The sequence below is a fragment of the Xanthomonas sp. CPBF 426 genome (genome assembly GCF_903989465.1).
Taxonomy (GTDB): Bacteria; Pseudomonadota; Gammaproteobacteria; order Xanthomonadales; family Xanthomonadaceae; genus Xanthomonas; species Xanthomonas euroxanthea.
In genome coordinates this window covers 1,860,210-1,884,350 of record NZ_LR861805.1, presented here as the reverse complement: position 1 = coordinate 1,884,350, position 24,141 = coordinate 1,860,210, and the positions used below count along the sequence as shown (strand labels likewise).

Annotated in this window: 21 protein-coding genes, 1 tRNA gene and 1 other RNA gene; 13 read left to right on the top strand and 10 right to left on the bottom strand. The window is 65.8% G+C overall.

Going from position 1 to position 24,141, the window contains the following annotated elements:
• The first annotated feature begins 126 nt into the window (after positions 1-126).
• The 3 genes from H7A87_RS08080 to nth are packed head-to-tail and all read left to right on the top strand — an operon-like array spanning position 127 to position 2,007.
• Entirely contained in the window at positions 127-909 is a 783-nt protein-coding gene (locus tag H7A87_RS08080) for an enoyl-CoA hydratase-related protein (protein ID WP_119129097.1), read from the top strand.
• 10 nt (positions 910-919) lie between these two features.
• Complete coding sequence (locus tag H7A87_RS08075) at positions 920-1,300, top strand: hypothetical protein (RefSeq protein WP_104582781.1); 381 nt, start codon at positions 920-922, stop codon at positions 1,298-1,300.
• The gene (gene nth, locus H7A87_RS08070; RefSeq protein ID WP_119129096.1) at positions 1,297-2,007 is read left to right on the top strand and encodes an endonuclease III; all 711 of its coding nucleotides are present in this window, start codon (positions 1,297-1,299) and stop codon (positions 2,005-2,007) included. Before H7A87_RS08075 ends, nth begins: the two co-directional genes overlap by 4 nt.
• Before the next feature lie 247 nt (positions 2,008-2,254).
• On the opposite strand, the gene H7A87_RS08065 is transcribed toward nth, so the two are convergent.
• The 3 genes from H7A87_RS08065 to H7A87_RS08055 form a co-directional block, all read right to left on the bottom strand.
• Complete coding sequence (locus tag H7A87_RS08065) at positions 2,255-3,823, bottom strand: SulP family inorganic anion transporter (protein ID WP_104582779.1); 1,569 nt, start codon at positions 3,821-3,823, stop codon at positions 2,255-2,257.
• Between the two features lie 11 nt (positions 3,824-3,834).
• A complete protein-coding gene (locus H7A87_RS08060; protein WP_016902474.1) occupies positions 3,835-4,515 on the bottom strand; it encodes a carbonic anhydrase in 681 nt (226 codons plus the stop codon).
• A gap of 113 nt (positions 4,516-4,628) precedes the next feature.
• Positions 4,629-4,949, bottom strand: a complete 321-nt coding sequence (locus H7A87_RS08055; RefSeq protein WP_180497005.1) for a hypothetical protein — start codon at positions 4,947-4,949, stop codon at positions 4,629-4,631.
• Between the two features lie 336 nt (positions 4,950-5,285).
• On the opposite strand from H7A87_RS08055, the gene H7A87_RS08050 reads away from it, so the two are divergent.
• From H7A87_RS08050 to rnt, 9 genes are all read left to right on the top strand, one after another.
• Positions 5,286-6,536 carry an OprO/OprP family phosphate-selective porin gene (locus H7A87_RS08050; RefSeq protein ID WP_119129094.1) on the top strand — a complete coding sequence of 417 codons (1,251 nt, stop codon included), beginning with the start codon at positions 5,286-5,288 and terminating at the stop codon, positions 6,534-6,536.
• Between the two features lie 193 nt (positions 6,537-6,729).
• Positions 6,730-7,749 carry a phosphate ABC transporter substrate-binding protein PstS gene (gene pstS, locus H7A87_RS08045; RefSeq protein WP_180496940.1) on the top strand — a complete coding sequence of 340 codons (1,020 nt, stop codon included), beginning with the start codon at positions 6,730-6,732 and terminating at the stop codon, positions 7,747-7,749.
• 187 nt (positions 7,750-7,936) lie between these two features.
• Positions 7,937-9,028: a phosphate ABC transporter substrate-binding protein PstS gene (pstS, locus tag H7A87_RS08040; RefSeq protein ID WP_104648424.1), complete on the top strand. Its 1,092-nt coding sequence runs from the start codon at positions 7,937-7,939 to the stop codon at positions 9,026-9,028.
• Positions 9,029-9,140: 112 nt separating this feature from the next.
• Complete coding sequence (pstC, locus tag H7A87_RS08035; protein WP_006450306.1) at positions 9,141-10,115, top strand: phosphate ABC transporter permease subunit PstC; 975 nt, start codon at positions 9,141-9,143, stop codon at positions 10,113-10,115.
• Positions 10,115-10,978, top strand: a complete 864-nt coding sequence (pstA, locus tag H7A87_RS08030; protein WP_039511726.1) for a phosphate ABC transporter permease PstA — start codon at positions 10,115-10,117, stop codon at positions 10,976-10,978. Before pstC ends, pstA begins: the two co-directional genes overlap by 1 nt.
• Before the next feature lie 22 nt (positions 10,979-11,000).
• Positions 11,001-11,831, top strand: coding sequence for a phosphate ABC transporter ATP-binding protein PstB (pstB, locus tag H7A87_RS08025; protein WP_104582775.1), 831 nt, complete (start codon positions 11,001-11,003; stop codon positions 11,829-11,831).
• 129 nt (positions 11,832-11,960) lie between these two features.
• Entirely contained in the window at positions 11,961-12,671 is a 711-nt protein-coding gene (gene phoU / locus H7A87_RS08020; protein WP_005994733.1) for a phosphate signaling complex protein PhoU, read from the top strand.
• 128 nt (positions 12,672-12,799) lie between these two features.
• Positions 12,800-13,198 (top strand): RcnB family protein, encoded by a 399-nt coding sequence (locus H7A87_RS08015; RefSeq protein ID WP_104648422.1) that lies wholly within the window; start codon positions 12,800-12,802, stop codon positions 13,196-13,198.
• Between the two features lie 140 nt (positions 13,199-13,338).
• Positions 13,339-13,986 carry a ribonuclease T gene (gene rnt / locus H7A87_RS08010; protein WP_104582773.1) on the top strand — a complete coding sequence of 216 codons (648 nt, stop codon included), beginning with the start codon at positions 13,339-13,341 and terminating at the stop codon, positions 13,984-13,986.
• Between the two features lie 210 nt (positions 13,987-14,196).
• On the opposite strand, the gene H7A87_RS08005 is transcribed toward rnt, so the two are convergent.
• The 5 genes from H7A87_RS08005 to rnr form a co-directional block, all read right to left on the bottom strand.
• Positions 14,197-17,229 carry a ligand-binding sensor domain-containing diguanylate cyclase gene (locus tag H7A87_RS08005; protein WP_119129092.1) on the bottom strand — a complete coding sequence of 1,011 codons (3,033 nt, stop codon included), beginning with the start codon at positions 17,227-17,229 and terminating at the stop codon, positions 14,197-14,199.
• Between the two features lie 260 nt (positions 17,230-17,489).
• Positions 17,490-17,564, bottom strand: a non-coding RNA gene (locus H7A87_RS08000) — sX9 sRNA.
• A gap of 67 nt (positions 17,565-17,631) precedes the next feature.
• Entirely contained in the window at positions 17,632-18,381 is a 750-nt protein-coding gene (rlmB, locus tag H7A87_RS07995; protein WP_104532424.1) for a 23S rRNA (guanosine(2251)-2'-O)-methyltransferase RlmB, read from the bottom strand.
• Positions 18,382-18,554: 173 nt separating this feature from the next.
• Entirely contained in the window at positions 18,555-19,028 is a 474-nt protein-coding gene (locus H7A87_RS07990) for a GFA family protein (RefSeq protein ID WP_119129091.1), read from the bottom strand.
• A 137-nt stretch (positions 19,029-19,165) separates the two neighbouring features.
• The gene (gene rnr / locus H7A87_RS07985) at positions 19,166-21,709 is read right to left on the bottom strand and encodes a ribonuclease R (RefSeq protein WP_119129090.1); all 2,544 of its coding nucleotides are present in this window, start codon (positions 21,707-21,709) and stop codon (positions 19,166-19,168) included.
• 121 nt (positions 21,710-21,830) lie between these two features.
• Between rnr and H7A87_RS07980 the strand changes: the two genes are divergently transcribed.
• Positions 21,831-21,917: transfer RNA gene (locus H7A87_RS07980), tRNA-Leu, on the top strand.
• A gap of 231 nt (positions 21,918-22,148) precedes the next feature.
• Here the strand turns inward: H7A87_RS07980 and H7A87_RS07975 are convergent.
• Both H7A87_RS07975 and H7A87_RS20925 read right to left on the bottom strand, forming a co-directional pair.
• Positions 22,149-23,672 carry a platelet-activating factor acetylhydrolase IB subunit gene (locus H7A87_RS07975; RefSeq protein WP_180496939.1) on the bottom strand — a complete coding sequence of 508 codons (1,524 nt, stop codon included), beginning with the start codon at positions 23,670-23,672 and terminating at the stop codon, positions 22,149-22,151.
• Positions 23,673-24,006: 334 nt separating this feature from the next.
• Positions 24,007-24,120, bottom strand: coding sequence for an acyl-CoA dehydrogenase family protein (locus H7A87_RS20925; protein WP_119129089.1), 114 nt, complete (start codon positions 24,118-24,120; stop codon positions 24,007-24,009).
• Positions 24,121-24,141 lie beyond the last annotated feature (21 nt).

Genomic DNA, 24,141 nt, shown 5'->3' with positions numbered 1-24,141 from the left:
GCCGCCTGAGATGACGCGCTAGGATAGCGGCCGCGATACCGAACCGCTACTTATCACGAAAGCTAGGACCAGCAAGGCTTTCGGAAGTTCCGTATTTACTAATTTTTTACGTTCGCAAGGATTTCCATGTCCAATCACGTCATTCTGATCGCCGACCACGCCAGTGTACGGACGATCACGGTCAATCGACCGGACAAACTGAACGCCTTGAACCAGGAAACGCTGCGGGCACTGGATCATGCTTTTGCCGAGGCAGCCAGCGCAGACCACATCCGCGTGGTGATCCTGACCGGCGCAGGCCCCAAGGCATTTGTCGCCGGCGCGGACATCGCCGAAATGCGCGAGCTGTCGGCGATGCAGGGCCGCGAGTTCTCGCTGCTGGGCCAGCAGGTGATGCGCCGGATCGAGCGCATGCCCAAGCCAGTGATCGCCATGGTCAACGGCTTTGCGCTGGGCGGCGGGCTGGAGCTGGCAATGGCCTGCCATTTGCGTATCGCCGCATCCACCGCACGCCTGGGGCAGCCGGAGATCAACCTCGGCCTGATCCCCGGTTTCGGCGGCACGCAACGGCTATTGCGTCTGACCGGGCGAGCGGCGGCGCTGGAGCTGTGCCTGCTCGGTCTGCCGATCGATGCGCCGCGTGCGCTGCAGCTGGGCCTGGTCAACCGCGTGGTCGAGCCGGAAGCCCTGCAGGAAGACACCCTGGCCGTGGCACAGCGTCTGGCCGTCGCCGCACCGCTCGCGCTGCGCGGCATTCTGGATGCGGTGGTGTTCGGTGGCGAATGCGCCATCGAAGAAGGCCTGCAGCTGGAAACCGCGCAATTTGCGCTGCTGTTTTCCAGCGACGACATGCGCGAAGGCACCGGCGCGTTTCTCGAAAAACGCCCCGCGCACTTTCTCAATCGCTGATCGGCTTGCCATGACGTTCGACCCCAACCCGGCAGCACGTCCCCTGCCCCTCCAGCTGTTCGACTGCGTACACGCCGACGATCTCGATCGCGCGTTGGCACTGGGTTTGATGGAGTACCGGCCCGATCCGGGCGACGACCTGCTGGATCCGGCCTGCCCGCAGCTGCGTGCGGTGTTGCTTGCCGCACAACAACGGCTGCGCGATGCCTGGGCCGCCCGCGACCGCTACCGCGCACGCGCCGCGCGCCTGCAACGTCGCGCTGCCGAACGCGATGCACGCCGAACGCCGGCACCGGCGCCCAGCCAACCCGCCGCAGCCGCGTTACCGCCGCTGGCCGCAGCCATCCTGGCGCGCGCAAAGGCCAAGGCCGCTGGCGGCGCACCGCCATGAACGCGATCCGTCAGACCCCGCCGGCGAGGCGCGGCAACCTCATGCGCAAGCCTGAAATACAGGAGATGTTCGCGCGGTTGCGCGAGCTCAATCCGCGCCCGACCACCGAGCTGGAATACACCACGCCATTCGAGTTGCTGATCGCGGTACTGCTGTCGGCACAGGCCACCGATGTCGGCGTCAACAAGGCCACCCGCAAGCTGTACCCGGTGGCCAATACCCCGCGTGACATTCTCGATCTCGGCGAAGAAGGCCTGAAGCGCTACATCGCCACCATTGGCCTGTTCAACGCCAAGGCCAAGAACGTCATCGCCACCTGCAGGATCCTGCTGGAGCAATACGGCGGCGAGGTGCCGCACGATCGCGCTGCGCTGGAGGCCTTACCCGGTGTCGGCCGCAAGACCGCAAACGTCGTGCTCAACACCGCATTCGGCGAGCCCACCATGGCGGTGGACACGCATATCTTCCGCGTCGCCAACCGCACCGGTCTTGCGCCGGGCAAGGACGTGCGCGCGGTCGAGGACACACTGGTCAAGGTCATTCCTGCCGAGTTTCTGCACGACGCACATCACTGGCTCATCCTGCATGGCCGCTACGTCTGCAAGGCACGCAAGCCCGACTGCCCAGGCTGCGTGATCCACGACCTGTGCCGCTACCGCGACAAGACCCCCGCCCCCGCCGAACGGCCAAAAACTCCCAAAAGCTGACGCAATCCGAATCAACATGGCTGACACGACCTAACAAAACCATCGCAACTGCAAGCGCTCAGTCGGGCACCAGGCCTGCCGTATCAGCACCTCAGCACCGCCAATCCCGGCTTTTCCGATTCCCCAATCCCGAATCCCGATTCCCGGCCATAAAAAAATCGCGACCAGATGATGCGTCTTGCGGCGCCATGCATCACCCGGTCACGATGGAGTTCACCCGGCGCGAGCGCCGGGCGTTGCAGCAAGTTTACGCCGCCTTGGCTTGTTCGACGCGCTGTTCGACCAGCACGCTCTCCACCGCCGGCTGGCCTTCCACGCGTCGATCCAGTTCCTTCCAGTCCACCACCAGCTCGCAGCCGCGCGAGGCCGCATTCCGGCTCCAGTCGCGCAACAACTCGATGCAGGCATGGTCGACGTGGTGCAGCTTGGCCACATCCAGATGCAGGGCGGTGTTCGGCGGCACGCTCTCCAGCGTACGCGCCATCGCCGGCACCTTCAGGAAGGTTGCCGAGCCCTGCAGGGTCAGATGCATCTCGTCCTTCTTGTGCTCGTGCTCACGCACGTCCACCTTCAGGCGCGAAGAATGCAGGGCCAGCCGGAACAACGACAGGCCGAAGCCGATCAGCACACCGGTCAGCAGGTCCGTCGCGACGATTGCAAAGGTGGTCGCCAGATAGATCGCCGCGGTGCCACGACCATAGGTCGCCAGCTCCTTGACCTGACCGATCTTGATCATCTTCACGCCCGTGTAGACCAGGATGCCGGCCAGACACGCCACCGGCGTCATCCGCAACAGCCACGGCAGCAGCATTGCGAAGACCAGCAACCAGCCGCCATGCAGCACCGTGGACATGCGCGTGGCCGCTCCGGCCTGCACATTGGCCGCGCTACGCACGATCACGCCGGTCATCGGCAATGCGCCCAGGAAGCCGCACAGCATATTGCCCACGCCCTGCGCCGCCAGCTCACGGTCGTACTGCGTGCGCGCGCCCTGATGCATCCGGTCCACCGCCGCCGCCGACAGCAAGGTCTCTGCGCTGGCGATGAAGGCAAAGGTCACTGCAGACACCAGCAACGTCGCATTGAACACGCCAAAGATGTCCGCCACGCTGGGGATGCTGATCGCCGAGAACAGATTGGTCGGCACGTCGACCTTGTTGACGTTCAGGCCCTGCAACTGCACCGTCGCCGTGACCACCACCACCGCGATCAACGCACCTGGCAAAAAGCGCAGACGCTGCGGACGCAGCTTGTCCCAGGCCAGGATGATGCCGATGGTGGCCAGGCCCACGAACAACGCGGTACGGCCGGTACCTTCGGTGATTGCCTGCCACACCACGGCCGGCAATGCAGCGAAGTTTTCCAGACCGCGCGCCTTGGGAGCGGCGTCCATCAGCACATGCGCCTGCGAGGCCACGATCAGGATGCCGATGCCCGACAGCATGCCGGCCACCACGGCCGGCGATGTCATCCGGAACCACACGCCTGCGCGGCACAGACCGGCGATCAGCTGGATCGCACCGGCCACCAGGATCACCGGACCGAGTGCGGCAATGCCGTGCTCGCGGACCAGTTCGAACACCAACACAGCCAGGCCGGCGGCCGGTCCGCTCACCTGCAGAGGAGAGCCCGCCAGGAAGCCGACGACCAGTCCACCGATGATGCCGGTGATCAGGCCTGCGGCCGGCGGCATGCCGGAAGCGATCGCAATCCCCATGCACAACGGGAGCGCGACAAGGAAGACCACGACAGACGACAACAAATCACGCCCGAACAGTCCCTGGCGGAAATATCCGCCGATACCTGATGTGTTCATGATGTGCTCCGTCAGGCGAGTTCGGCGCGCACGACTTGCTGCAGTCGCGGACGTGGGGTGGCTTCGGGGGTGTTGTCCGCCAACAACGGACGGAAGCCACCCTTCTCGGCATCGAAGGCGCGGATCTCGCCGTGGGCGATGTCATAGATCCAGCCGTGGATGCGCAAGGTACCGGCCGCCAGACGCGCGGCGACCACCGGCTGCGTGCGCAGATGGTCCAGCTGCGAGACCACGTTCTCCTCGGTCATGCAGCTCAGCGCTTCCTGGCTGTGCGGGTCGTGGCCGTGATGGGCCGTGACGTGCCGCGCCGCATCGGTGTGCTTGAGCCAGGCCGCCACGGATGGCACGTCCTCCAGCGATTCCGGCTTGAGCACGGCCTTCATCGCGCCGCAGTCGGTATGGCCGCAGATCACGATGTGCCGCACGCCCAGTACGGCGATGGCGTACTCGATCGCCGCAACCACGCCGCTGACGTGCTGGGAGTAAGGCGGTACCACATTGCCGATATTGCGATAGACGAACAATTCGCCCGGTTGTGCGGAAAAGATCAGCTCCGGCATGACGCGCGAGTCGGCGCAGGTAATGAACAACGTGTGCGGACTCTGGCCGCCGGCCAGTTCCTGAAAGCGCGCACTCTGGCGCGGATACACTTCCTTACGGAAATGACGAAAACCTTCTAGCAAACTTTCCATGGGAGATACCTCTAGGCAACGAATGGCTATCCGCGGCGCAGGCCGCGAATTGCAAAGACGAACAAATCAAAGGAAGCCGGTGCGCTGCACCGGTTGACGCGACTAACGAAGGATCAGGCGCGCGCTGCGTTGGGAGGACGCAGTTGCGGGATCAGGTCGCGTTTTTGAGTTGCCGGCGCGTAGTGCGCGTACCAGGAGGGGAAATAACGTGCGACCACCGGCCATGCCTGGGAGAGCAAGGGGATGTCGTCTGCAGAGTGCGTATCGACCTGGGTCTGTGCGTCCCCGTCGTCCTGCAGATCATCGGCTACGTCGCGTTCTTCACCAGCATCCGCCATCACCGCCACGCCGTCGCCCACAAGCGCATCGTGGATGCGGTCGTGCGCATCGGCCGCCGACCACGCAGTGAGCGCGAGCAGGCAGGCCAACAGCAATTGGAGGAATCGGGGAAACATGGCCTCGAAACTAACAATTTAGAACGCGCCTGTGCAAGTGGTGCGACGCACAAAGCGCCTGATACGCCGCCGTTCCACCTGGTTGGTTCAGGTCGCAATAAGCTTGAGCTCGCTGGAACGGTGAACCACGCCACTGTCACATCTGTCATACGAGGCGGCCCGTTCAGACTCATGACACACACTGACAAAAGACAAACACACGTAAATCTTTGTCTTTGTTGACAAAAATCAGATTGCAACGCGATCCGAAGTTGTCACATTAACGCAACTTTCACGCCATAGCCTGCGCTCACTTTCTCAGGTCGCAAGGCACATATGAAACTTTCTCCCACCCTGCTGGGCGCTGCCCTGTTGCTGGCGCTGGCCGCACCTGCCGCGCATGCCGAAATCGCCATCGACGTGATCGGCGGCTCGGAGATGTCGCTGGAGGGCCTGGTCCAGGCTGATGGCAACTGGTTCCACAACGATGTGCAGGATCTCAATGGCCCTATCGGAGCCAATGGCGACAATTCCGAATTCAGCATCCGCCGTGCCGAGCTGGTGCTCAAGGGCAAGGGCCCGGGCAATTTCGAATGGGTGGCCGGTTACGACCCGAGCGTGCTGAAGGAGGTCACCATCCGCGGCACCACCATCCGCAGCACCGGGCGTTTCCTCGACAACAACATCAAGTACAAGTTCGCCGGCAACGCCAACAACTATCTGCAGATCGGCCAGTTCAAGCAGCCCAACAGCCTGGAAGAGCTGTCCAGCACCAAGAACAACGACTTCGTCTCCAAGGCCGCAGTGACCAACACCTACGGCATCTCGCGCCGGCTGGGCGTGGCCTACGGCGTGGGCGACAACGACTGGAGCATCACCGCGAGCGCGTTCGGCCGCGAACTGACCCGCAACCAGGCACATGGCAGCGGCTACGGCGCACGCGGCACCTGGGCGCCGATCAACGAGAGCGGCAATGTGCTGCACGTCGGCCTGAGCTACCTGGGTTACGACACCGACGACGACACCCTGCGCCTGCGCGCGCGCCCGGACGCCGACCTGACCACGGTGCGCCTGATCGACAGCGGCGCCATCACCAACGTGGACAGCGTGGGTGTGGCCGGAGCCGAGGCGATGTGGATCACCGGCCCGTTCAAGCTGCAGGGCGAGTTCTTCCAGGAAAACGCCAAGCGCATCGGCAACAACGCCAACGACTACAAGAGTGATGGCTGGTACGTCAGCGGCGTCTGGAACATCACCGGCGAGACCTGGGGCTACAAGGCCGGCGTGCCGACCACCCCGCTGCCGAACGCGCCGGCCTCGGGGATGTGGCAGCTGGCGGTGCGCTACGACACCCTGGACCTCAACGACGGCCACCTGGTCTCCAACGGCACCACCCCGTTCGTGGACGGCGTGCTGGGCGGCAAGATGGACGTGTGGACGGTCGGCGCCAACTGGTACTGGCGCTCCAACTTCAAGTTCGCGCTCGACTACGCCAAGGTGGAAAGCACCCGTTACAACAGCGCCACGCGTGGCCTGGTCGACGACAACCCGTCGATCATCGAGGCACGTGCGCAGTTCTATTGGTAAGTGCGCGATCGATCCGGCCGCCCTGCCGCGCTGCTGTGAGCGCGCCATGGCGGTGACTCACCTGGCCCGGTAACGCGCTCCGCCGCAACGCCGTCATCTGCATGTCATCTCCCGGACACCGCGCGGTCATGCCCCTGCCTTGCAATGGCACGGCCGCGGGACGTCCTCATCCCTTCGCTACAGGAGCTGTTCCGTGATCCACTCTCTGAAGACCCGTCTGGCCGTCGGCGTGCTCGCCGCCTCGCTGGCCTTGTGCGCCCAGGCCGCCGATGTCACCGGCGCCGGTGCCTCGTTCATCTACCCGGTGATGTCCAAGTGGTCGGCCGACTACAACGCGGCCACCAAGAAGCAGGTCAACTATCAATCGATCGGTTCGGGCGGCGGCATCGCCCAGATCAAGGCGGCCAGCGTGGACTTCGGTTCGTCCGATGCCCCGCTCAAGCCGGAAGAACTGGCCGCTGCCGGTCTGGCGCAGTTCCCGTCGGTGATCGGCGGCGTGGTGCCGGTGGTCAACGTGCCCGGCGTGGCGGCAGGCGCCCTGAAACTGGACGGCAAGACCCTGGGCGACATCTTCCTGGGCAAGGTCAGCACCTGGAACGATCCGGCGATCGCCGCGCTCAACCCGGGCATGAAGCTGCCCGAGGGCAAGATCACCGTGGTGCATCGCTCCGACGGTTCGGGCACCAGCTTCAACTTCACCAACTACCTGTCCAAGGTCAACCCGGACTGGAAGAGCAAGGTCGGCGAAGGCACGGCGGTGCAGTGGCCGACCGGCATCGGTGGCAAGGGCAACGAGGGCGTGGCCGCGTACGTGAAGCAGATCAAGGGCGGCATCGGCTACGTCGAGCTGTCGTATGCGCTGCAGAACAAGATGGCCTACACCGCGATGAAGAACGCCGCCGGCAAGTTCGTGCAGCCGTCCGACGAGACCTTTGCCGCCGCCGCCAACAGCGCCGACTGGGGCAACAGCAAGGACTTCTACCTGGTGATGACCAACGCCTCCGGCGACAACGCCTGGCCGATCACCGCGACCAACTTCATCCTGGTGCAGAAGAAGCCCAAAAACCCGGCCGGCCTCAAGAACACGCTGGAGTTCTTCCGCTGGGTCTACAGCAAGGGCGATGCGCAGGCCAAGCAGCTGGACTACGTGCCGCTACCGGACAGCCTGGTGACCCAGATTGAAGGCTACTGGGCCAAGAACCTGCCCAAGTAACGCCACGCACAGCAACAGGAACGACGCCGTCTCTCTCCCCGGCGTCGGCACCGGGACGCGGCCCCACGGGGGTCGCGTCTTTTTTGTGATGCCTTCTCCAAAAGGCACTGTCATGCACGTGTAACAAAAACATCATTTCATAGCGTGGTCTGCCGGGTCCCCCGGCCAATCCAGCCTCGGAGCTTCCATGAAACTGCAGTCGGCCAGCCTGACCGCCCTGTCCCTCACCATCGCCCTCGCCCTGGCCGCCTGCTCGCCCGGCAAGGATGCGCAGTCCGGCGATACCGCCAAGGGCGCGCCCAGCGCGGGCGCCACCGCCAGTGACAGCAAGAGCGCCGAGATCTCCGGCGCCGGTGCATCCTTCATCTATCCGCTGGTCTCCAAGTGGTCGGCCGACTACAACGCCGCCACCGGCAACAAGGTGAACTATCAGTCGATCGGCTCCGGCGGCGGCATCGCGCAGATCAAGGCCGGCACGGTGGACTTCGGTTCGACCGACAAGCCGCTGGATAGCGCCGAACTGCAGCAGGCCGGTCTGGGCCAGTTCCCGTCGGCGATCGGCGGCGTGGTGCCGGTGGTGAACCTGGAAGGCATCGCACCGGGCAAGCTGCGCCTGACCGGCGCGCTGCTGGGCGACATCTTCCTGGGCAAGGTCACGATGTGGAACGATGCGGCGATCGTGGCGGCCAATCCGGGCGTGACCCTGCCGGCCACCAAGATCAACCTGGTGCATCGCTCCGATGGCTCGGGCACCACCTTCAACTTCTCCAACTACCTGTCCAAGGTCAGCCCGGAGTGGAAGAGCAAGGTCGGCGAAGGCACCTCGGTGCAGTGGCCCGGCGGCGTCGGCGGCAAGGGCAATGAAGGCGTTGCCTCGTACGTGCAGCAGATCAAGGGCTCGATCGGCTATGTCGAACTGGCCTACGCCCTGCAGAACAAGATGCCCTACGCCTCGCTGCAGAATGCCGCCGGCCAGTGGGTGGAGCCGAACGCGGAAAGCTTCGCCGCCGCTGCGGCCAGCGCCGACTGGGCCAACGCCAAGGATTTCAACCTGGTGATCACCAACGCACCGGGCGAGAAGGCCTGGCCGATCACCGCGACCAACTTCATGCTGATGCACAAGCAGCCCAAGGATGCGGCGCGCAGCAAGGCGACGCTGGACTTCTTCAAGTGGGCGCTGGACAACGGCCAGGCCCAGGCCAGCGAACTGCATTACGTGCCGCTGCCGCCGGAGCTGGTGCAGCAGATCCAGGCCTACTGGGCCAGCGAGTTCAAGTGATGCCCTGCACCCGCTGTCGTGGCGGGATGCGCTGCGGTGAGGTGCCTGCGGGCGCCTCGCCGTTCCTGCTGTCTCACGCTCCCGCGATTGCGCGGGTGACGAGTCCAATCGAATGAATGCCACCGCCATTCCCGAAGCGATGACCGCCCCGCGCGGCCGCGACCTGCGCGATGCGCGTGCCGATCGCCTGTTCAAGCTTGCGCTGGCCGCCACGGTCGTTTTCGTCCTGTTGGCGCTCGGCAGCGCCGCGCTGTCGATGCTGTGGGGCGGACGCCATGCCTTGCAGATGCAGGGCCTGAGCTTCTTCTATTCCGCCGACTGGAATCCGGTGGAAAACAAATACGGCGCGCTGGCGCCGATCTACGGCACCCTGGTCACCGCCCTGATTGCGATGGTGATTGCGGTGCCGGTGAGTTTCGGCATCGCGTTCTTCCTCACCGAGGTGGCGCCGCGCTGGTTGCGTGGCCCGGTCGGCACCGCGATCGAACTGCTGGCCGGCATCCCGTCGATCATCTACGGCATGTGGGGCCTGTTCGTGCTGGTGCCGGTGATGACCGAGCACGTGACGCCCTGGCTCAACGATCACCTTGGCACGCTGCCGTTGATCGGCCCGTTGTTCCAGGGCCCGCCGCTGGGCATCGGTCTGCTGACCGCAGGCTTCGTGCTGGCGATCATGGTGATTCCGTTCATCTCCTCGGTGATGCGCGAAGTGTTCCTGACCGTGCCGACGCGCCTGAAGGAATCGGCGTACGCGCTGGGGTCGACCAAGTGGGAAGTCAGCTGGGACATCGTGCTGCCCTACACCCGCTCCGCGGTGATCGGCGGTGTGTTCCTGGGCCTGGGCCGTGCGCTGGGCGAGACCATGGCGGTGGCGTTCGTGGTCGGCAACACGGTGCGGCTGTCGCCGTCGCTGCTGGAGCCCGGCACCACCATCGCCGCGTTGATCGCCAATGATTTCGGCGAGGCCACCGAAACCTATCGTTCGGCATTGCTGCTGCTGGGGTTTGTGCTGTTTATCGTGACCTTCATCGTGCTGGCGATCGCGCGTTTCATGCTGATGCAGCTGTCGCGTCGGGAGGGCAACTGATGTCCTCGGTCTCGCAATCACTGTACAACCGCCGCCGCGTGACCAACGCGATCGCCCTGTTGCTATCGTGCGTCACCGCGGTGTTCGGCCTGTTCTTCCTGGCCTGGATCCTGTGGACCCTGTTGTCCAAGGGCGTGCCAGGCATCGACGTCAACCTGTTTACCAAGATGACACCGCCGCCGATGCAGGAAGGCGGCCTGCTCAACGCCTTCTTCGGCAGTGCGGTGATGTGCGGCCTGGCACTGGCGATCGGCACGCCGCTGGGCATTGCCGCCGGTACCTGGCTGGCCGAGTACGGCAATGCACGCAAGGCCGGGCTGGTGGTGCGTTTCGTCAACGACATCCTGTTGTCGGCACCGTCGATCGTGCTGGGCTTGTTCGTCTACACGCTGTACGTGATGCAGACCGGCGGGCGCTTCTCCGCGTTTGCCGGCGCGCTGTCGCTGGCCTTCATCGTGCTGCCGGTGGTGGTGCGCACCACCGACGAAATGCTGCGCCTGGTGCCGGCGCAGATGCGCGAAGCGGCGCTGTCGCTGGGCATTCCGCAGTGGAAGGTGACCGTGCAGGTGCTGTATCGCGCCGCCTCGGCCGGCATCCTCACCGGCATCCTGCTGGCCCTGGCCCGCATCAGCGGCGAAACCGCGCCGTTGCTGTTCACCGCCTTCGGCAACCAGTACTGGAACAGCAATGTGTTCCAGCCGATGGCCAGCGTGCCGGTGATCATGAATCAGTTCGCCGGCAGCCCCTACGAGACCTGGCAGACCCTGGCCTGGTCCGGCGCGCTGGTGCTGACCGTGTTCGTGCTGCTGGTGAGCCTGGGCGCGCGTGCCCTGCTATTGCGCAACAAGATCTCCAATGACTGACCTCTCCCTCCGGACACCCCACATGAACGATCTCCAAAACGCCATGCCGATGCATCGCATCGCCGTTCCGGCCGCCAAGGGGGCACCGACCGCACAGGCGCCGGTGAAGGTGGCCGCACGCAACCTGGATTTCTATTACGACAAGTACCACGCGCTCAAGGGCATCAACATCGAGATTCCGGAAAAGCGCGTCACCGCGCTGATCGGGCCTTCCGGTTGCGGCAAGTCGACCCTGCTGCGCATCTTCAACCGCATCTATGCGCTGTATCCGAAGATGGAGGCGCGCGGCGAAGTATTGCTGGACAACGAAAACATCCTCTCGCCGAAGTACCCGATGAACCGGCTGCGCAGCAAGGTCGGCATGGTGTTCCAGAAGCCGGTGCCGTTTCCGATGACGATCTTCGAAAACGTCGCCTACGGCATCCGTCACCACGAAAAACTGTCCAAGGCCGACATGCAGAACCGTGTCGAGCAGGCGCTGCGCCAGGGCGCGCTCTGGGACGAGGTCAAGGACAAGCTGGGGCAAAGCGCGCTGGGCCTGTCCGGCGGCCAGCAGCAGCGGCTGTGCATTGCACGCGCCGTGGCGCTACGGCCGGATGTGTTGCTGCTGGACGAACCGACCTCGGCGCTGGATCCGATTTCCACCAGCCGCATCGAGCAACTGGTGGAAGAGCTCAAGCGCGAGTACACCATCGTGATCGTGACCCACAACATGCAGCAGGCCGCGCGCGTGTCCGACTACACCGCCTTCATGTATCTGGGCGACCTGATCGAACACGACCGCACCGAAACGATTTTCTCCCAGCCGTCCAAGCAGCAGACCGAGGACTACATCACCGGTCGTTTCGGTTGATGTAAGGCGGGCGCCGCATCCCGCATCGACGCCGCTTCGCCGCACCCTTGCCCTGCACGACATCCCCCTCACCTGCGATGTCGCCAAGGTGAAGGCGGACACCCACCACCGCCACGAATCGAGACCACGATGAACCAGCACCTCAACGACCATATCGTCAAAAGCTACGACGAGGAGCAGCACCGTCTTGTCGCCGAGATCGTGCGCATGGGCGACACGGCGGTGGCGCAGCTGGAAGCCGCACTGGATGTGGTGGAACGTCGCGACGACAACGCCGCACATCGCATCGTGGTCAACGACGAGGCGATCGATGCGCTGGAGCATGCGATCAGCCACGACGTGATGCGGCTGGCGTTGCGTGGCCCGATGGCGCGCGACCTGCGCGAGATCCTGGCCGGCCTGCGCATTCCGGCCGATATCGAACGCATCGGCGATTACGCGGCCAATGTCGCCAAGCGCTCGATCGCGCTCAATTCGGCACCACCGCTGCCGCAGACGGTGGGCCTGCGTGCACTGGGCCAGATGGCGGCCGACGCCGTGCGCGAGGCGGTGCAGGCATACCGCAACAAGGATGCCGATGCGGCCATCCGCGTACGCGATGAAGATGCACGCCTGGATGCGCAATACACCGCGCTGTTTCGCGAGTTGCTGACCTACATGATGGAAGACCCGCGCAACATCACCCCGTGCACGCACCTGCTGTTCATGGCCAAGAACCTGGAGCGCATCGGCGACCACGCCACCAATATCGCCGAGAACGTGTGGTTCCTGGTCCATGGCGAGCAGCCGCTGCCGCCGCGCCTGAAGCGCGACGACACCAGCACCACCGGCGTCATCTGATCCGCCCCGGCCTGCGACACCCGCAGGCACGCTGAGAACACGCGCAAACGCCCTGATCATTACGTATTCAGCAAATTGCGCCTAGGGTGCAATCACACAGGCTGTTCCTGTGACGCAGGAGTACGCAGATGAAACGCATCATCGGATCCCTCATGGTTGTGTCGCTGCTGACGTCCGGTGCAGCGTTCGCTGCGCCGCAACAGCATGACGACCGCGATCGCCGCGCGCAGCACCACGACGCGCGTGGTCCGGACCGTGGCGATGAGCATCGCGACGACAGGCACGATGACAGGCGTGACCACCGCCCTGGCGCACACAACGACGACCACCGCAACGATCGTCGTGGCCCGCCTTATCGGCGCGGCGAACGTCTGGCACCGGACCATCGCGGCACGCGCGTGGCCGACTACCGCAAGCATCATTTGCATGCGCCGCAGCGCGGCCACGAGTGGCGCCGCGTGGACAACAACTACGTGCTGATTGCAGTGGCCACCGGCCTGATCGCAAGTGTGGTTGCCGCCCGCTGAGGCCAGCGCTTGCGATGCGAGGTTATCGGGCCCGATCCGTGGCAACACGGGTCGGGCTTTTGTTTGCCCGATCGCCGGTTCGGACGCGCGGGCAAGCTGCCGGCTGCCACGATCGGGCCGGTCGTGCGACCTGCTAGGCTATGCCGATGAACGCACCGGTCGACCTGCCACCTGCCCCCTCCTTCCTGCCCATGTCGCGGCGCTTTCGCGGCTACCTGCCCGTGGTGGTGGATGTGGAAACGGGAGGATTCGACTGGAACAGGCACGCCCTGCTGGAAATCGCCTGCGTGCCGATCGAGATGGATGCCGACGGGCGGTTCTTCCCCGGCGAGACCGCCAGCGCGCATCTGGTGCCGGCGCCAGGGCTGGAGATCGACCCGAAGTCGCTGGAGATCACCGGCATCGTGCTCGACCATCCGTTCCGTTTCGCCAAGCAGGAAAAGGACGCGCTGGACCACGTGTTTGCACCGGTGCGCGCGGCAGTGAAGAAGTACGGCTGCCAGCGCGCGATCCTGGTCGGGCACAACGCGCATTTCGATCTGAACTTCCTCAACGCCGCGGTTGCGCGCGTCGGCCACAAACGCAATCCATTCCATCCGTTCAGCGTGTTCGACACAGTGACCCTGGCCGGCGTGGCGTACGGGCAGACCGTGCTGGCGCGCGCGGCACAGGCCGCGGGCCTGGACTGGAACGCCGCCGACGCGCATAGCGCGGTCTACGACACCGAACAGACCGCGCGGCTGTTCTGCACGATCGCCAATGCGTGGCCGGGGCCTAGCGCGGGCTGATCGAGCCGGGAATTGGGAATCGGGATTGGGGAATCGCAAGAGCAGCGAGGCTTCCTGCTCGAGAAATCAGCAGTTAGTGGCGCCGCCGTGTGGCCGTGCCCTCATCCGCCCTTCGGGCACCTTCTCCCGCAGGAGAAGGAAAGCGCCAGGCACCTTGCTCTGCGATTCCCCAATCCCGATTCCCGATTCCCGATTCCCCAATCCCAGCACCTAACCCACACAGATCCGGTCGCGCCCCGCGCTCTTGGCCTGGTAAAGCGCCTGATCGGCGCGCTGCATCAGCGATGAGCCGGTGTCGTCATCGCGCAACTCGGCCACGCCGGCACTGAAGGTCACCTGCAGGCCGTCCACGCCGCCCCAGTCGTGGCGCGCATGGAACAGCTCGCGGATGCGCTGGCATAGCGCCTGCGCATCGTCCAGCGTCGTATCGGCCAGCAGCAGCGCGAACTCTTCGCCGCCCAGGCGTGCCGGCAGGTCCGATGCGCGCGCGGCGGCCGTCAGCAGCACGCCGACGTCGTGCAGTACCGCATCGCCGCTGGCGTGCGAGTAGTGGTCGTTGATGCGCTTGAAGTGGTCGATGTCCAGAATCGCCAGCACCAACGGGCGCGTGCTGCGGCGTGCGCGGCTGATGTCGCGCGCCAGCGCCTCGTCGAAATGCCGGCGGTTGGGCAGTCCGGTCAGGGCGTCCTCGTGCGCCTGGCGCTCGAACACGTCGGACTTGATGCGCAGCCGCGTCAGCAGCTCGCTCTTTTCCTGGTTGGCCTGCAGCAGGCGCTGTGCCTGCAATTGCAGATCTTCGGTGCGTATGCGCACCAGTTCGGCCAGGCGCGCGTTATGGGTCTTGTAGCGGCGCAGCAGGAAGCGATACACCAACGCGAGTGCAAACATCGCGCCCAGCACCGCGGCAAAGCGCACGTCCTGGCGCTGCCACCACAGCGGCAGCACCTCGAACGCCCACATCGCCTCGTGCGTGCTCCATGCACCGCCGGGATGACGGGCCGCCACATGCAGACGGTAGCGTCCCGGCGGCAGGCCGATGAACTCCACGCTGCGTTGCCGGCCACGCTCGATCCAGTCGTTGTCCAGCCCTTCCAGGCGCGTGCGGTACTCGATGCGCTCCGGCAGCAGGAAGCTCATGCCGACGTAGGACACGTTCAGGCGATGCCCACCCGGTAGCCGTGCCCGCTGCCGCCATGTCAGCGGACGTGCGTCCTGTTGCACGCTCTCGATCACTGCAGGCGGTGCGGGCCGCTCGCGAAAGCGCTGCAGGCGCGCCGGGTCGACCGTGCTCACGCCGCCGGCGGTGACCACCCAGATCGAGCCATCGGCACGCTTGATCATGCTCGGCCCGGAGCTGCCGTTGGCCTGCGCGTTGCCCATGCCGTCGATCTCGCCATAGCGTTCGATGACCAGCCGGCCGCGCCCATCGGCAACCGAGTCGAGCAGCATCAGTGGCGTGCGCAGCACGCCGCGATTGCTGCTGATCCAGGCGTTGCCGAATCGGTCGTCGACCAGTTGGAACACCGTATCGACCGGCATGCCCTGCTCCAGGCCCACGCGTGCGAGCCTGCCGTTGCGCATGCGGTACAGGCCGCGATCGGTGGAGATCCAGACAACGTCACCGATGCGCTGAAAACCGAACACACTCCGCGCGCCGCCATGGGCTTCCAGATCCAGCTGCTGCAGCTTTCCGTTGCGCAGCACCGCCGCGCCGTCGACCGAGCCAATCCACAGCGCGCCATCGATGCTGGCCAGTGCGGTCACGACCCCGTCCGGCAGGCCTTCGACGGCCAGGGACTGGCGCCTGCCGTCGACCAGCTTCACCACCCCGCGCTGCGTGGCCAGCCACACCACGCCGGGGTCTTCGGTCACGATGGCGCGGATATGCCCGCTGGGAATGCCCTCGGCATCGCCGTAATGCCGCAGCAGGCGTCCGTTGCGCAAGACGAAGACGCCATCGGCATAGGTGCCCACCCACAGATCGCCGCGCCGATCCAGCGCCAGGCTGAGCACCGAGAGCTTGCGCCCGGATGGTGTGGCCACCGCCACCGGCACGATGCGTCCGTCCGGCAGCATGCGATCCAGGCCGGCGGTGCCGGCGATCCACAGACTGCCGTCGTGGTCTTCCAGCACGGCACGGGCGTAGTCGCCGCTCAGGCCATCGCGCTGGCTGTAGCTGCTGAACAGGGTTTCGCGCAGGCGAAACAGCCCGCCGTTGGCACCGACCCAGATGCTGCCTTCGGCATCCTCGCGCAGGCTGACGATGCGCCCGGTCGGCAGGCTGCGACCGGCCGGCAAGTGCTCCACGCCATGACTGCCGATGCGCAGCAGCCCCTGATTTTCGCTGCCCAGCCACAGGTCGCCGTGGCGATCCTGCAGCATCGCAGTGAAGTGGCCTTGCCCGGGCACACGATGCACCAATTCGGCGGACTCGCCCTGCAGCCGGTACAGCTGCTCGCCGGCGACGACCCACAGCGTGCCGTCCGCTGCGCGGTACGGCCATGCGAGCCCTGGCGGCAGGCCGAATGCGGCCGGGGCACGATGCATGCGTCCGTCCGGTTCGCGGTAGATCAGGCCGTCCAGCGTGCCGATCAGCAGCCGGCCCCGGTCATCGAACGCCATGCGCGGAAAGCTGCTCTGCAGCGGCACGCCATCACGCGGCGGAAAGTACTCAAAGCGCCCATCCGGCCACAGGCAGCCCAGCCCGTGTCCCTCGAACAGCAGCCACATGCGCCCACGCGCATCCATGGTCATCGCATGGATCAGCGCCTGCGGCCACTGCCCTTGCCGCTGCCAGTGCCGCCACTGCCCATCGCTGCCATGACGCACCAGATTGCCGCGCGCATCGCTGAGCCACAGCGCACCATCGCGGTCGACGTACAAGGCACCGACGCCGTTGTCGGGCAAGCCAGGACGCGTGCTGCGGTCGATGATGCTGAATTCCAGGCCGTTGTAACGCACCAGCCCTTCCCAGGTGGCGAACCACAGGTAGCCGTCGCGGGTCTGGGCGATATCGCGCAGCGAGTTGTGCGGCAGGCCGTTACGCGAGCTCCAGCTGTCGATTGCGTAATCGCGCAGTGGCGCCGTGCCGGCCGGTGCAGCCAGTGCCGCGAGCGAGCACAGCGCCAGCAGCATGCAGACAACGGCACCGAGCCAGCGCTGCGGCCGCTTGTCTCCCCGTGCCGACGCCTTGGCATCGCATCCGTTCTCGCCCGTCGACCAGGCCCCCGCCCCATCTCTCATCAGACATAACACGCCGTTCGCTGGCGATATGGTAGGCAAAAACGGGCACGCGCGCCGGTGGATCTCCACATGCCTGGACGAAAGTCATCTGCAGCGCGCTACCTGCGCGCCCGGCACTGCAGCGGCAAGTGCACCGGCGCCATGGTTTGCGCAGATCGCCTGCTGCGTGAGTGCGCGGATCGCGCCGCGCCGCACGCGCGATCTCGCCATGCCGATCGACCTGCGCGGTTCGCCATTGGCACGCACGTGCAATTCAAAGTGGTTTGCAACACAGGGCGAACAGTCGCCAACTGGATGCGGACGACGCGCAGCAAGCGCAGTGCACGTTGGCGCATGCCGAGCCAGGGCATCGGCCGCTTCCGCGCCCACCTAGCGGTGAGCGCAGTCGTTTCGGTCGCCGCTTCAGGCGCCCAGGCGCTGGCGTACCGCTTCGAACAGGGTCACGCCGGCCGCCACCGACACGTTGAGGCTTTCGATATCGCCCGGCATCGGAATCTTGACCAGGCCGTCGCAGTGCTCGCGGGTGAGACGCCGCAGGCCATCGGCCTCGCCACCAAGCACCAGCCCGACATTGCCGCGCAGATCCACGCTGTACAGCGAGGCCTCGGCTTCGCCGGCCAGGCCGTACAGCCACACGCCCTGCTTTTGCAGGTCGCGCAGGCAACGCGCCAGATTGGTCACCGCCACCACCGGAATGCGGTCGGCCGCACCGGCCGAGGTCTTGCGCACGGTTGCGTTGACCGTGGCCGACTTGTCCTTGGGAATGACCACCGCAGTGACGCCGGCGGCCGCCGCGCTGCGCAGGCATGCACCGAGATTGTGCGGGTCCTGCACGCCGTCGAGGATCAGCAGCAGCGCGCGTCCCTCGGCCGCGGTCACCAGCGCCTCGAGCTCGTTCTCGGCCCACAGGCGCGCTGCCGCATAACGCGCGACCACGCCCTGGTGGCGCACTTGGCCACCGACGCCATCGAGTGCCTGGGTGTTGACCCGGCGCACGTCGATACCCTTGCGGCGGGCCTGCTCCTCGATCTCGATCAGGCGCGGATTCTTGCTACCGGCCTCGATCAATACCTCGCGCACGTTGTCGGCGTCGTTCTCGACGGACGAGGCGACGGCGTTGACGCCGACGATCCACTGATTCTGCTTGCTCATTGCGCGGGAATACGAAGCGATAAAGGGAGAATGGTAGGGCCTGCGGCCTGCCACGTCACGGCCGGACCCTCGCTACGAGCACCACGCGCCAACCGCGGCGCAACGGAAGTGGCCGTCACCGCGACGCGCAGTTCAACGCGCCAGCTCGACAAACGCCGATGCGGCTGCCAGGGTCACGCAGGCCAGCGGCCGGTATCGTGATCCGGATGCTGGCGCGACACCAGTGCAGCCAGAAACGCCGGCGCCTGCGGGTCGTCCTCGGTGCGATGGGCCGGCAACGCGCCCAATGTGTCGACAAACGGCAGTTTGCCCTCGACCCCGTACTGGATCACCGGCGGCAGCAACGCGGGCGTGTCGAAGCTGCCGGCGGCAATGGCCAGGCCGTCGGGCGCCTCGTAGGTCAGCGGCGTTCCGCAGTCGGCACAGAATCCACGCTGCACCAGCGAGGAAGACGCGAAGCGCTTGGGCTCGCCGCGTGTCCAGGCGAACTCGGCGCCGCGCACCGACACCAGCGGCGCGTAATACGCACCGAAGGCCTTCTGGCACATGCGGCAGTGGCAGATCGAGGCGTCCGACAACCGGCCGCGCACGTGGAAACGCACTGCACCGCATTGGCAACCACCGCTGTACCCGATTGCTGTGTCCATCGTTGCCTCTGTGCCGTTGAAGACGGGTGACCCGTGCGCATTGCGCGCTTTTGCACGCAACACCCTGCACGCGTGGCCAGCGATCGCTACGCATCGCGAGCGGCCGCCAGGCGACGGCTCGCGATGGTGTCACCGTGCTAGTGCTGCTTCTTCCTGCGCTTGGCCGGCTGATCGCGTGGCGGCAGCGGCGGTTCGGGCGAATCGCCACGGTCCTCGGCCAGGCGGAAGTCGATCTTGCGTTCTTCCATGCTGGCCTTGAGCACCAACACCCGCACCGGGTCGCCCAGGCGGAATGCGCGGCCGCGGCGCTCGCCACTGAGCGTCTTGCGGATCGGATCGAACTGGTAATAGTCCTGCGGCAACTGGGTGACATGCACCAGGCCGTTGACCTTGGATTCGTTCAATTCCACGAACAGGCCGAATCCGGTCACGCCACTGATCACGCCGTCGAACTGGCCGCCGACATGCTTTTCCATCCACGCGGCGCGATAACGCTCGTCGACTTCGCGTTCGGCTTCGTCGGCACGCCGGCCACGCTCGGAACACTGCAGCGACAACGCTGCCATCTGACGCGGGGTGTAGATGTACTTTTCAGGGCTGGCGCCGGTCAAGGCGTGCTTGATCGCGCGGTGCACCAGCAGGTCCGGATACCGGCGGATCGGCGAGGTGAAGTGCGCATACGCCTCCAGCGCCAGACCGAAATGACCGTTGTTGTCGGGCGAATACACCGCCAGGCTCTGGCTGCGCAGCAGCACCGACTCCAGCAGCGCCGCATCCGGGCGCGCACGCACCTTCTTCAGCAACTTGGTGTAGTCGCCGGGACGCACCTTGCTCCATGCCGGCAGGCTCAGCTGGAATTCCTTGAGGAACTCCAGCAGGTCTTCGTACTTGCTCTCCGGCGGCCGCTCGTGCACGCGGTACGGTGCCGGCACATGCATGCTCAGCAGGTAACGCGCGGCTTCGACGTTGGCGGCGATCATGCATTCTTCGATCAGCTTGTGCGCGTCGTTGCGCACCAGCATGCCGGCCTGGGTGACCTCGCCGGTGTTGTCGAGCACAAAGCGCACTTCGGAGGTTTCGAACTCGATCGCGCCGCGCTGCGTGCGCGCCTTCGACAGCACGTTGTACAGCTGGTGCAGGCGCTGCACCTGCGGCAGCAACGGGCCGATGAAGGCCTTGGTATCGGCATCGTCTTCGCCAACCGCCTTCCAGACCTGGTTATAGGTCAAGCGCGCATGCGAGTTCATCACCGCTTCGTAGAAACGCGAGCCGGTGACTTCGCCGTCGCGACCGACCTGCATGTCGCAGACGAAGCACATGCGGTCGACCTTGGGCATCAGCGAGCAGATGCCGTTGGACAGTGTCTCCGGCAGCATCGGCACCACGAAACCCGGGAAGTACACCGAGGTGGCGCGCTTTTGCGCCTCATCGTCCAGTGGCGTGCCGGGACGCACGTAGTTGGACACGTCGGCGATCGCCACCACCAGACGGAAGCCGTCGGCGTTGGGTTCGCAATACACCGCGTCGTCGAAATCCTTGGCGTCTTCGCCATCGATGGTGACCAGCGGCATCTGCCGCAGATCCACACGCCCGCCGATCATCTGCGGCTCGACCACCAACGGCACCGCCGCGGCTTCGTCCAGCACTTCCTGCGGGAATTCGTGCGGCAGCTCATGGCCATGGATGGCCATCTCCACCACCAGCGACGGCGTCAGCTTGTCGCCGAGCACGGCGATGATCTTACCGATCGCCGGGCGCCGGGCGTCCGGCGGCGCGATCAGTTCGCACACCACCAGTTGCCCCTCGCGTGCCTCGCCGATGCCGTCCGGTGCGATCTGCACGTTGCGTTGCACGCGCTTGTCGTCCGGGTCGACATAGGCCACGCCATGCTCGTAGAAAAAGCGCCCGAGCATGCGTGACATGCGGCGCTCGAGCACGCGGGCAATCGCACCTTCGCGACGGCCGCGGCGGTCGATGCCGGTGACATTGGCCAGCGCACGATCGCCGTGCATGACCTTGCGCATTTCGTACGGCGGCAGGAACAGGTCGTCCCCACCTTCGTCCGGCTTGAGGAAGCCGAAGCCTTCCGGGTTGGCGATCACCACACCCGCAATCAGGCTGGTCTGCTGCACCGGCGCGTAGCCGCCGCGGCGGTTCTGCACCAGCTGCGCTTCGCGCACCATCGCCGCCAGGCGCTTGCCCAGCGCGTCGATGCGGTCGCTGAGGTTGAGTTGTTCGGCGATTTCCTCGGCGGTCTGCGGGCCGTCGCAGGCGTCGAGCAGCTGCAGGATGGCCTCGCGGCTGGCGATCGGCTCGGCGTAGCGCAGTGCTTCGCGATCGGCATGCGGGTCCTTGAACCCGGCCGCCGGCGCAGGCGCTTCGGTCGGCGCCTGTTGGAAGCGTTCCGGCGGCGGCGCCGGCGGGCCGCTCTTGCGCGGATGCGGTGCACGTGGTGCCGGCGGCGTGGGCAGCGCAGGCGCTACCGGCAGCTCGGGCGAGGCGTTGGCGGCCTTGTCGGCGCGTTTGTTCGCGGACTTGGTCGACGCGCCGGCGGCGGCGCGGACCAGGAAGTCCGGCATCCAGCCCGGCAACTTCTGTTTTTCGGCGGTGGTGGCATCGCCCGGGCTGGTGGACTTGCGGCGACTGGGCCGATCGGAATCTGGGGTGTTTTTCTTTGTCATTGCTTACATGGTACCCCTTGCGGCCGCGACATGGGCAGCACGCCTTGCCCGGCCGGTCGCAATTGCTGCGTGCCAGGCATTGACAAGCCTGCCGGGAGTCTGCAAAATTCGCGGCTCACCTGCCCAGGTGGCGGAATTGGTAGACGCACTAGCTTCAGGTGCTAGCGGGGGCAACTTCGTGGAGGTTCGAGTCCTCTTCTGGGCACCAGTTTAAAAAGACCTCCGAGCAATCGGGGGTCTTCTGGTTTCTGGGGTCTGGAAAGTTGTGGTCGGGGCCCTGCGCCCGCGTTACCCGCCGGCGGGAACACGCTGTCGATCGGCGACCGAAGCTTGATTTGCTCACGCCGTAGCGCGGGAACGGCGCAACCGGCAAGCCTTCCGCGCGACAGCAGCGCCCTTTAGACGCCACTGCCCGCCCTTCCTCTGCAGCGGAGGGCCGTTATGGCGCCGCCGTAATACCCGCCTCGCGCAGCGCCGTCGCCCAGATCGCGTACCCGGTCTCACTGGGATGGGTGCCGTCGGGCATCAGCGCCTCGGGCAAGGTTCCGTCCGGCTGCAGCATCCGAGGGCCGATATCGAGCAGACGCACCGACGGATCCTTGCCGTAACGCGCGACCAGCAGCCGGTTGGTCTCGGCAATGGGTGCGCGCTGCGCGTCCCCGGCATGCCGACCGCGCGGCATGATCGCCATCAGGATCAGCTGGCTCCTGGGCAAACGACGACGCACCTCGCTCACCACCGCCTCCACGCCCTGTGCGGTCTCGGCCGGCGTGGCCGCGCGCGCTTGCGCGGTGCCGGTGAGGTTGTTGGTACCGATATGCAGCACCACCCAGCGCGGGTCCAGGCCGTCGAGCTCGCCCTGGCGGATCCGCCACAGCACGTTCTGGGTGCGGTCCCAACCGAAGCCCAGATTCAGCACCGGGCGCCGGCCGTACAACCAGCGCCAGGACTCGGGCCCGCTGACACGCGTGGCCAGCGGCGGGCCCGCCCAGAAATGCGTGATCGAATCGCCGATCATCACCACCTGGGGCGTGAGCGCGCGTGCTTCAGCCAGCGCCGCATGGTGACGTGCATACCAGTCGTAGGAATCCTGCTCCAGCCGGTCGACCGGAATCAGCGAGGTCGCAAAGTCGAGGCCCAGCTGTGCAACCGGCTTGACCGGCGGCTCGCCGAGCAGGCGCGCCAGGGTCGGTTCGATCGCCTCGGCCAGCATGCGTTGGCCTTGCGTGTCCGGATGCAGGGCACCGGCCGGCGGACGGAAGCGGGTGTCGTAGAACAGCTCGCTGCGCAGCTTGCCATCGCGCCGGAAGATCGACCCCACATCCAGGTAGGTCACGCGCGGATTGTCGCCGTAGCGCACCGCCAGGCCCTGGTTGATCTGCGCATCGCGGCGCGACTTCTCGCTGGAGATGTCGCTGGGCAGCACGCCCACCAACAGGATCTGCGTGCGCGGCAATTTCTGTTCGATCGCCGCGACCACCGCATCGATGCCGAGCTGGGCCTGCTCTGCGGTCTGGCCGAGATGGCCGGTGTTGTTGGTACCGATCAACACCAGCGCGACCTTGGGTTGCAGACCGTCGACCTCGCCATTGGCCAGCCGCCACAGCACGTTCTCGGTGCCGTCGCCGCTGAAGCCCAGGTTGAGCGCGCCACGGCTGCCGTAGAAGGTCTGCCAGGTCGGCTGGAAATCTTCGTCAGGCGCCTTGGCCTTTTCGTAGTTCTGGGTGATCGAATCGCCGATCAACAGCAGCGGGGTGTCAGGGTGCTGGCGCACCTGCTCCAGCACCTGCGCATGTCGCTGCGCCCACCACGCCTCCTGCAGGCGGTCGGTGGGCACGATCGAAGGTGGCGGCGTCTGTGCGCTTGCCGCGGCGCAGACCAGCAACAAGCCACAACACACCAGCACCGGCGCGATGGCAGACAGCGAAAGACGAGGAAACACAGCGTGCAAAGACCGGAGCATGCGCGCACCAGAGGCTGGAGAAGCCACGATTGTGATCCGCGCGCGCCGCGCACCACAAGCGTGGACGCAGCCACCCGCCATGTCAGGCTGCGACGTGCTTGTGGTGTGTCGGCGCCAGGCCACTGATACGGCGCATCTGTGATGCCGGATCGCTCATGCTTGCGTAGGAGCGCGCTTGCGCGCGATGCGGCGTTATCGGTAACGCTTCATCGCGCGCAAGCGCGCTCCTACCTGGCAGTGGGAAGCAATCACCTACATCAAGGCACCGGATCGAGCGCTGCGCACCTCGGGCCAATGGAATCGGCAACCGGCAGCGCGCTGCCGAGCTAGTTACTCAGCGCAGGCCGGTCTCGGCGCGCGCGATCACCAGGCGCTGGATTTCCGAGGTGCCCTCGTAGATCTCGGTGATCTTGGCGTCGCGGAGAGCGCTCCAGCGTTGCCGCGCCATGCGGCAGCGCTGGAGCGCGGC

What these genes read in the sequence shown, in the direction of transcription:
- phoU (WP_005994733.1), top strand. Translation starts at nt 11,961, where the DNA reads ATGAACCAGCACCTCAACGACCATATCGTCAAAAGCTACGACGAGGAG.
- H7A87_RS08015 (WP_104648422.1), top strand. Translation starts at nt 12,800, where the DNA reads ATGAAACGCATCATCGGATCCCTCATGGTTGTGTCGCTGCTGACGTCC.
- pstS (WP_104648424.1), top strand. Translation starts at nt 7,937, where the DNA reads ATGAAACTGCAGTCGGCCAGCCTGACCGCCCTGTCCCTCACCATCGCC.
- rlmB (WP_104532424.1), bottom strand. Translation starts at nt 18,381, where the DNA reads ATGAGCAAGCAGAATCAGTGGATCGTCGGCGTCAACGCCGTCGCCTCG.
- H7A87_RS08050 (WP_119129094.1), top strand. Translation starts at nt 5,286, where the DNA reads ATGAAACTTTCTCCCACCCTGCTGGGCGCTGCCCTGTTGCTGGCGCTG.
- H7A87_RS08065 (WP_104582779.1), bottom strand. Translation starts at nt 3,823, where the DNA reads ATGAACACATCAGGTATCGGCGGATATTTCCGCCAGGGACTGTTCGGG.
- rnt (WP_104582773.1), top strand. Translation starts at nt 13,339, where the DNA reads ATGCCGATGAACGCACCGGTCGACCTGCCACCTGCCCCCTCCTTCCTG.
- H7A87_RS08005 (WP_119129092.1), bottom strand. Translation starts at nt 17,229, where the DNA reads ATGAGAGATGGGGCGGGGGCCTGGTCGACGGGCGAGAACGGATGCGAT.
- nth (WP_119129096.1), top strand. Translation starts at nt 1,297, where the DNA reads ATGAACGCGATCCGTCAGACCCCGCCGGCGAGGCGCGGCAACCTCATG.
- H7A87_RS07990 (WP_119129091.1), bottom strand. Translation starts at nt 19,028, where the DNA reads ATGGACACAGCAATCGGGTACAGCGGTGGTTGCCAATGCGGTGCAGTG.
- pstC (WP_006450306.1), top strand. Translation starts at nt 9,141, where the DNA reads ATGAATGCCACCGCCATTCCCGAAGCGATGACCGCCCCGCGCGGCCGC.
- H7A87_RS07975 (WP_180496939.1), bottom strand. Translation starts at nt 23,672, where the DNA reads ATGCTCCGGTCTTTGCACGCTGTGTTTCCTCGTCTTTCGCTGTCTGCC.
- pstA (WP_039511726.1), top strand. Translation starts at nt 10,115, where the DNA reads ATGTCCTCGGTCTCGCAATCACTGTACAACCGCCGCCGCGTGACCAAC.
- pstB (WP_104582775.1), top strand. Translation starts at nt 11,001, where the DNA reads ATGAACGATCTCCAAAACGCCATGCCGATGCATCGCATCGCCGTTCCG.
- H7A87_RS08075 (WP_104582781.1), top strand. Translation starts at nt 920, where the DNA reads ATGACGTTCGACCCCAACCCGGCAGCACGTCCCCTGCCCCTCCAGCTG.
- H7A87_RS20925 (WP_119129089.1), bottom strand. Translation starts at nt 24,120, where the DNA reads ATGGCGCGGCAACGCTGGAGCGCTCTCCGCGACGCCAAGATCACCGAG.
- rnr (WP_119129090.1), bottom strand. Translation starts at nt 21,709, where the DNA reads ATGACAAAGAAAAACACCCCAGATTCCGATCGGCCCAGTCGCCGCAAG.
- H7A87_RS08080 (WP_119129097.1), top strand. Translation starts at nt 127, where the DNA reads ATGTCCAATCACGTCATTCTGATCGCCGACCACGCCAGTGTACGGACG.
- H7A87_RS08060 (WP_016902474.1), bottom strand. Translation starts at nt 4,515, where the DNA reads ATGGAAAGTTTGCTAGAAGGTTTTCGTCATTTCCGTAAGGAAGTGTAT.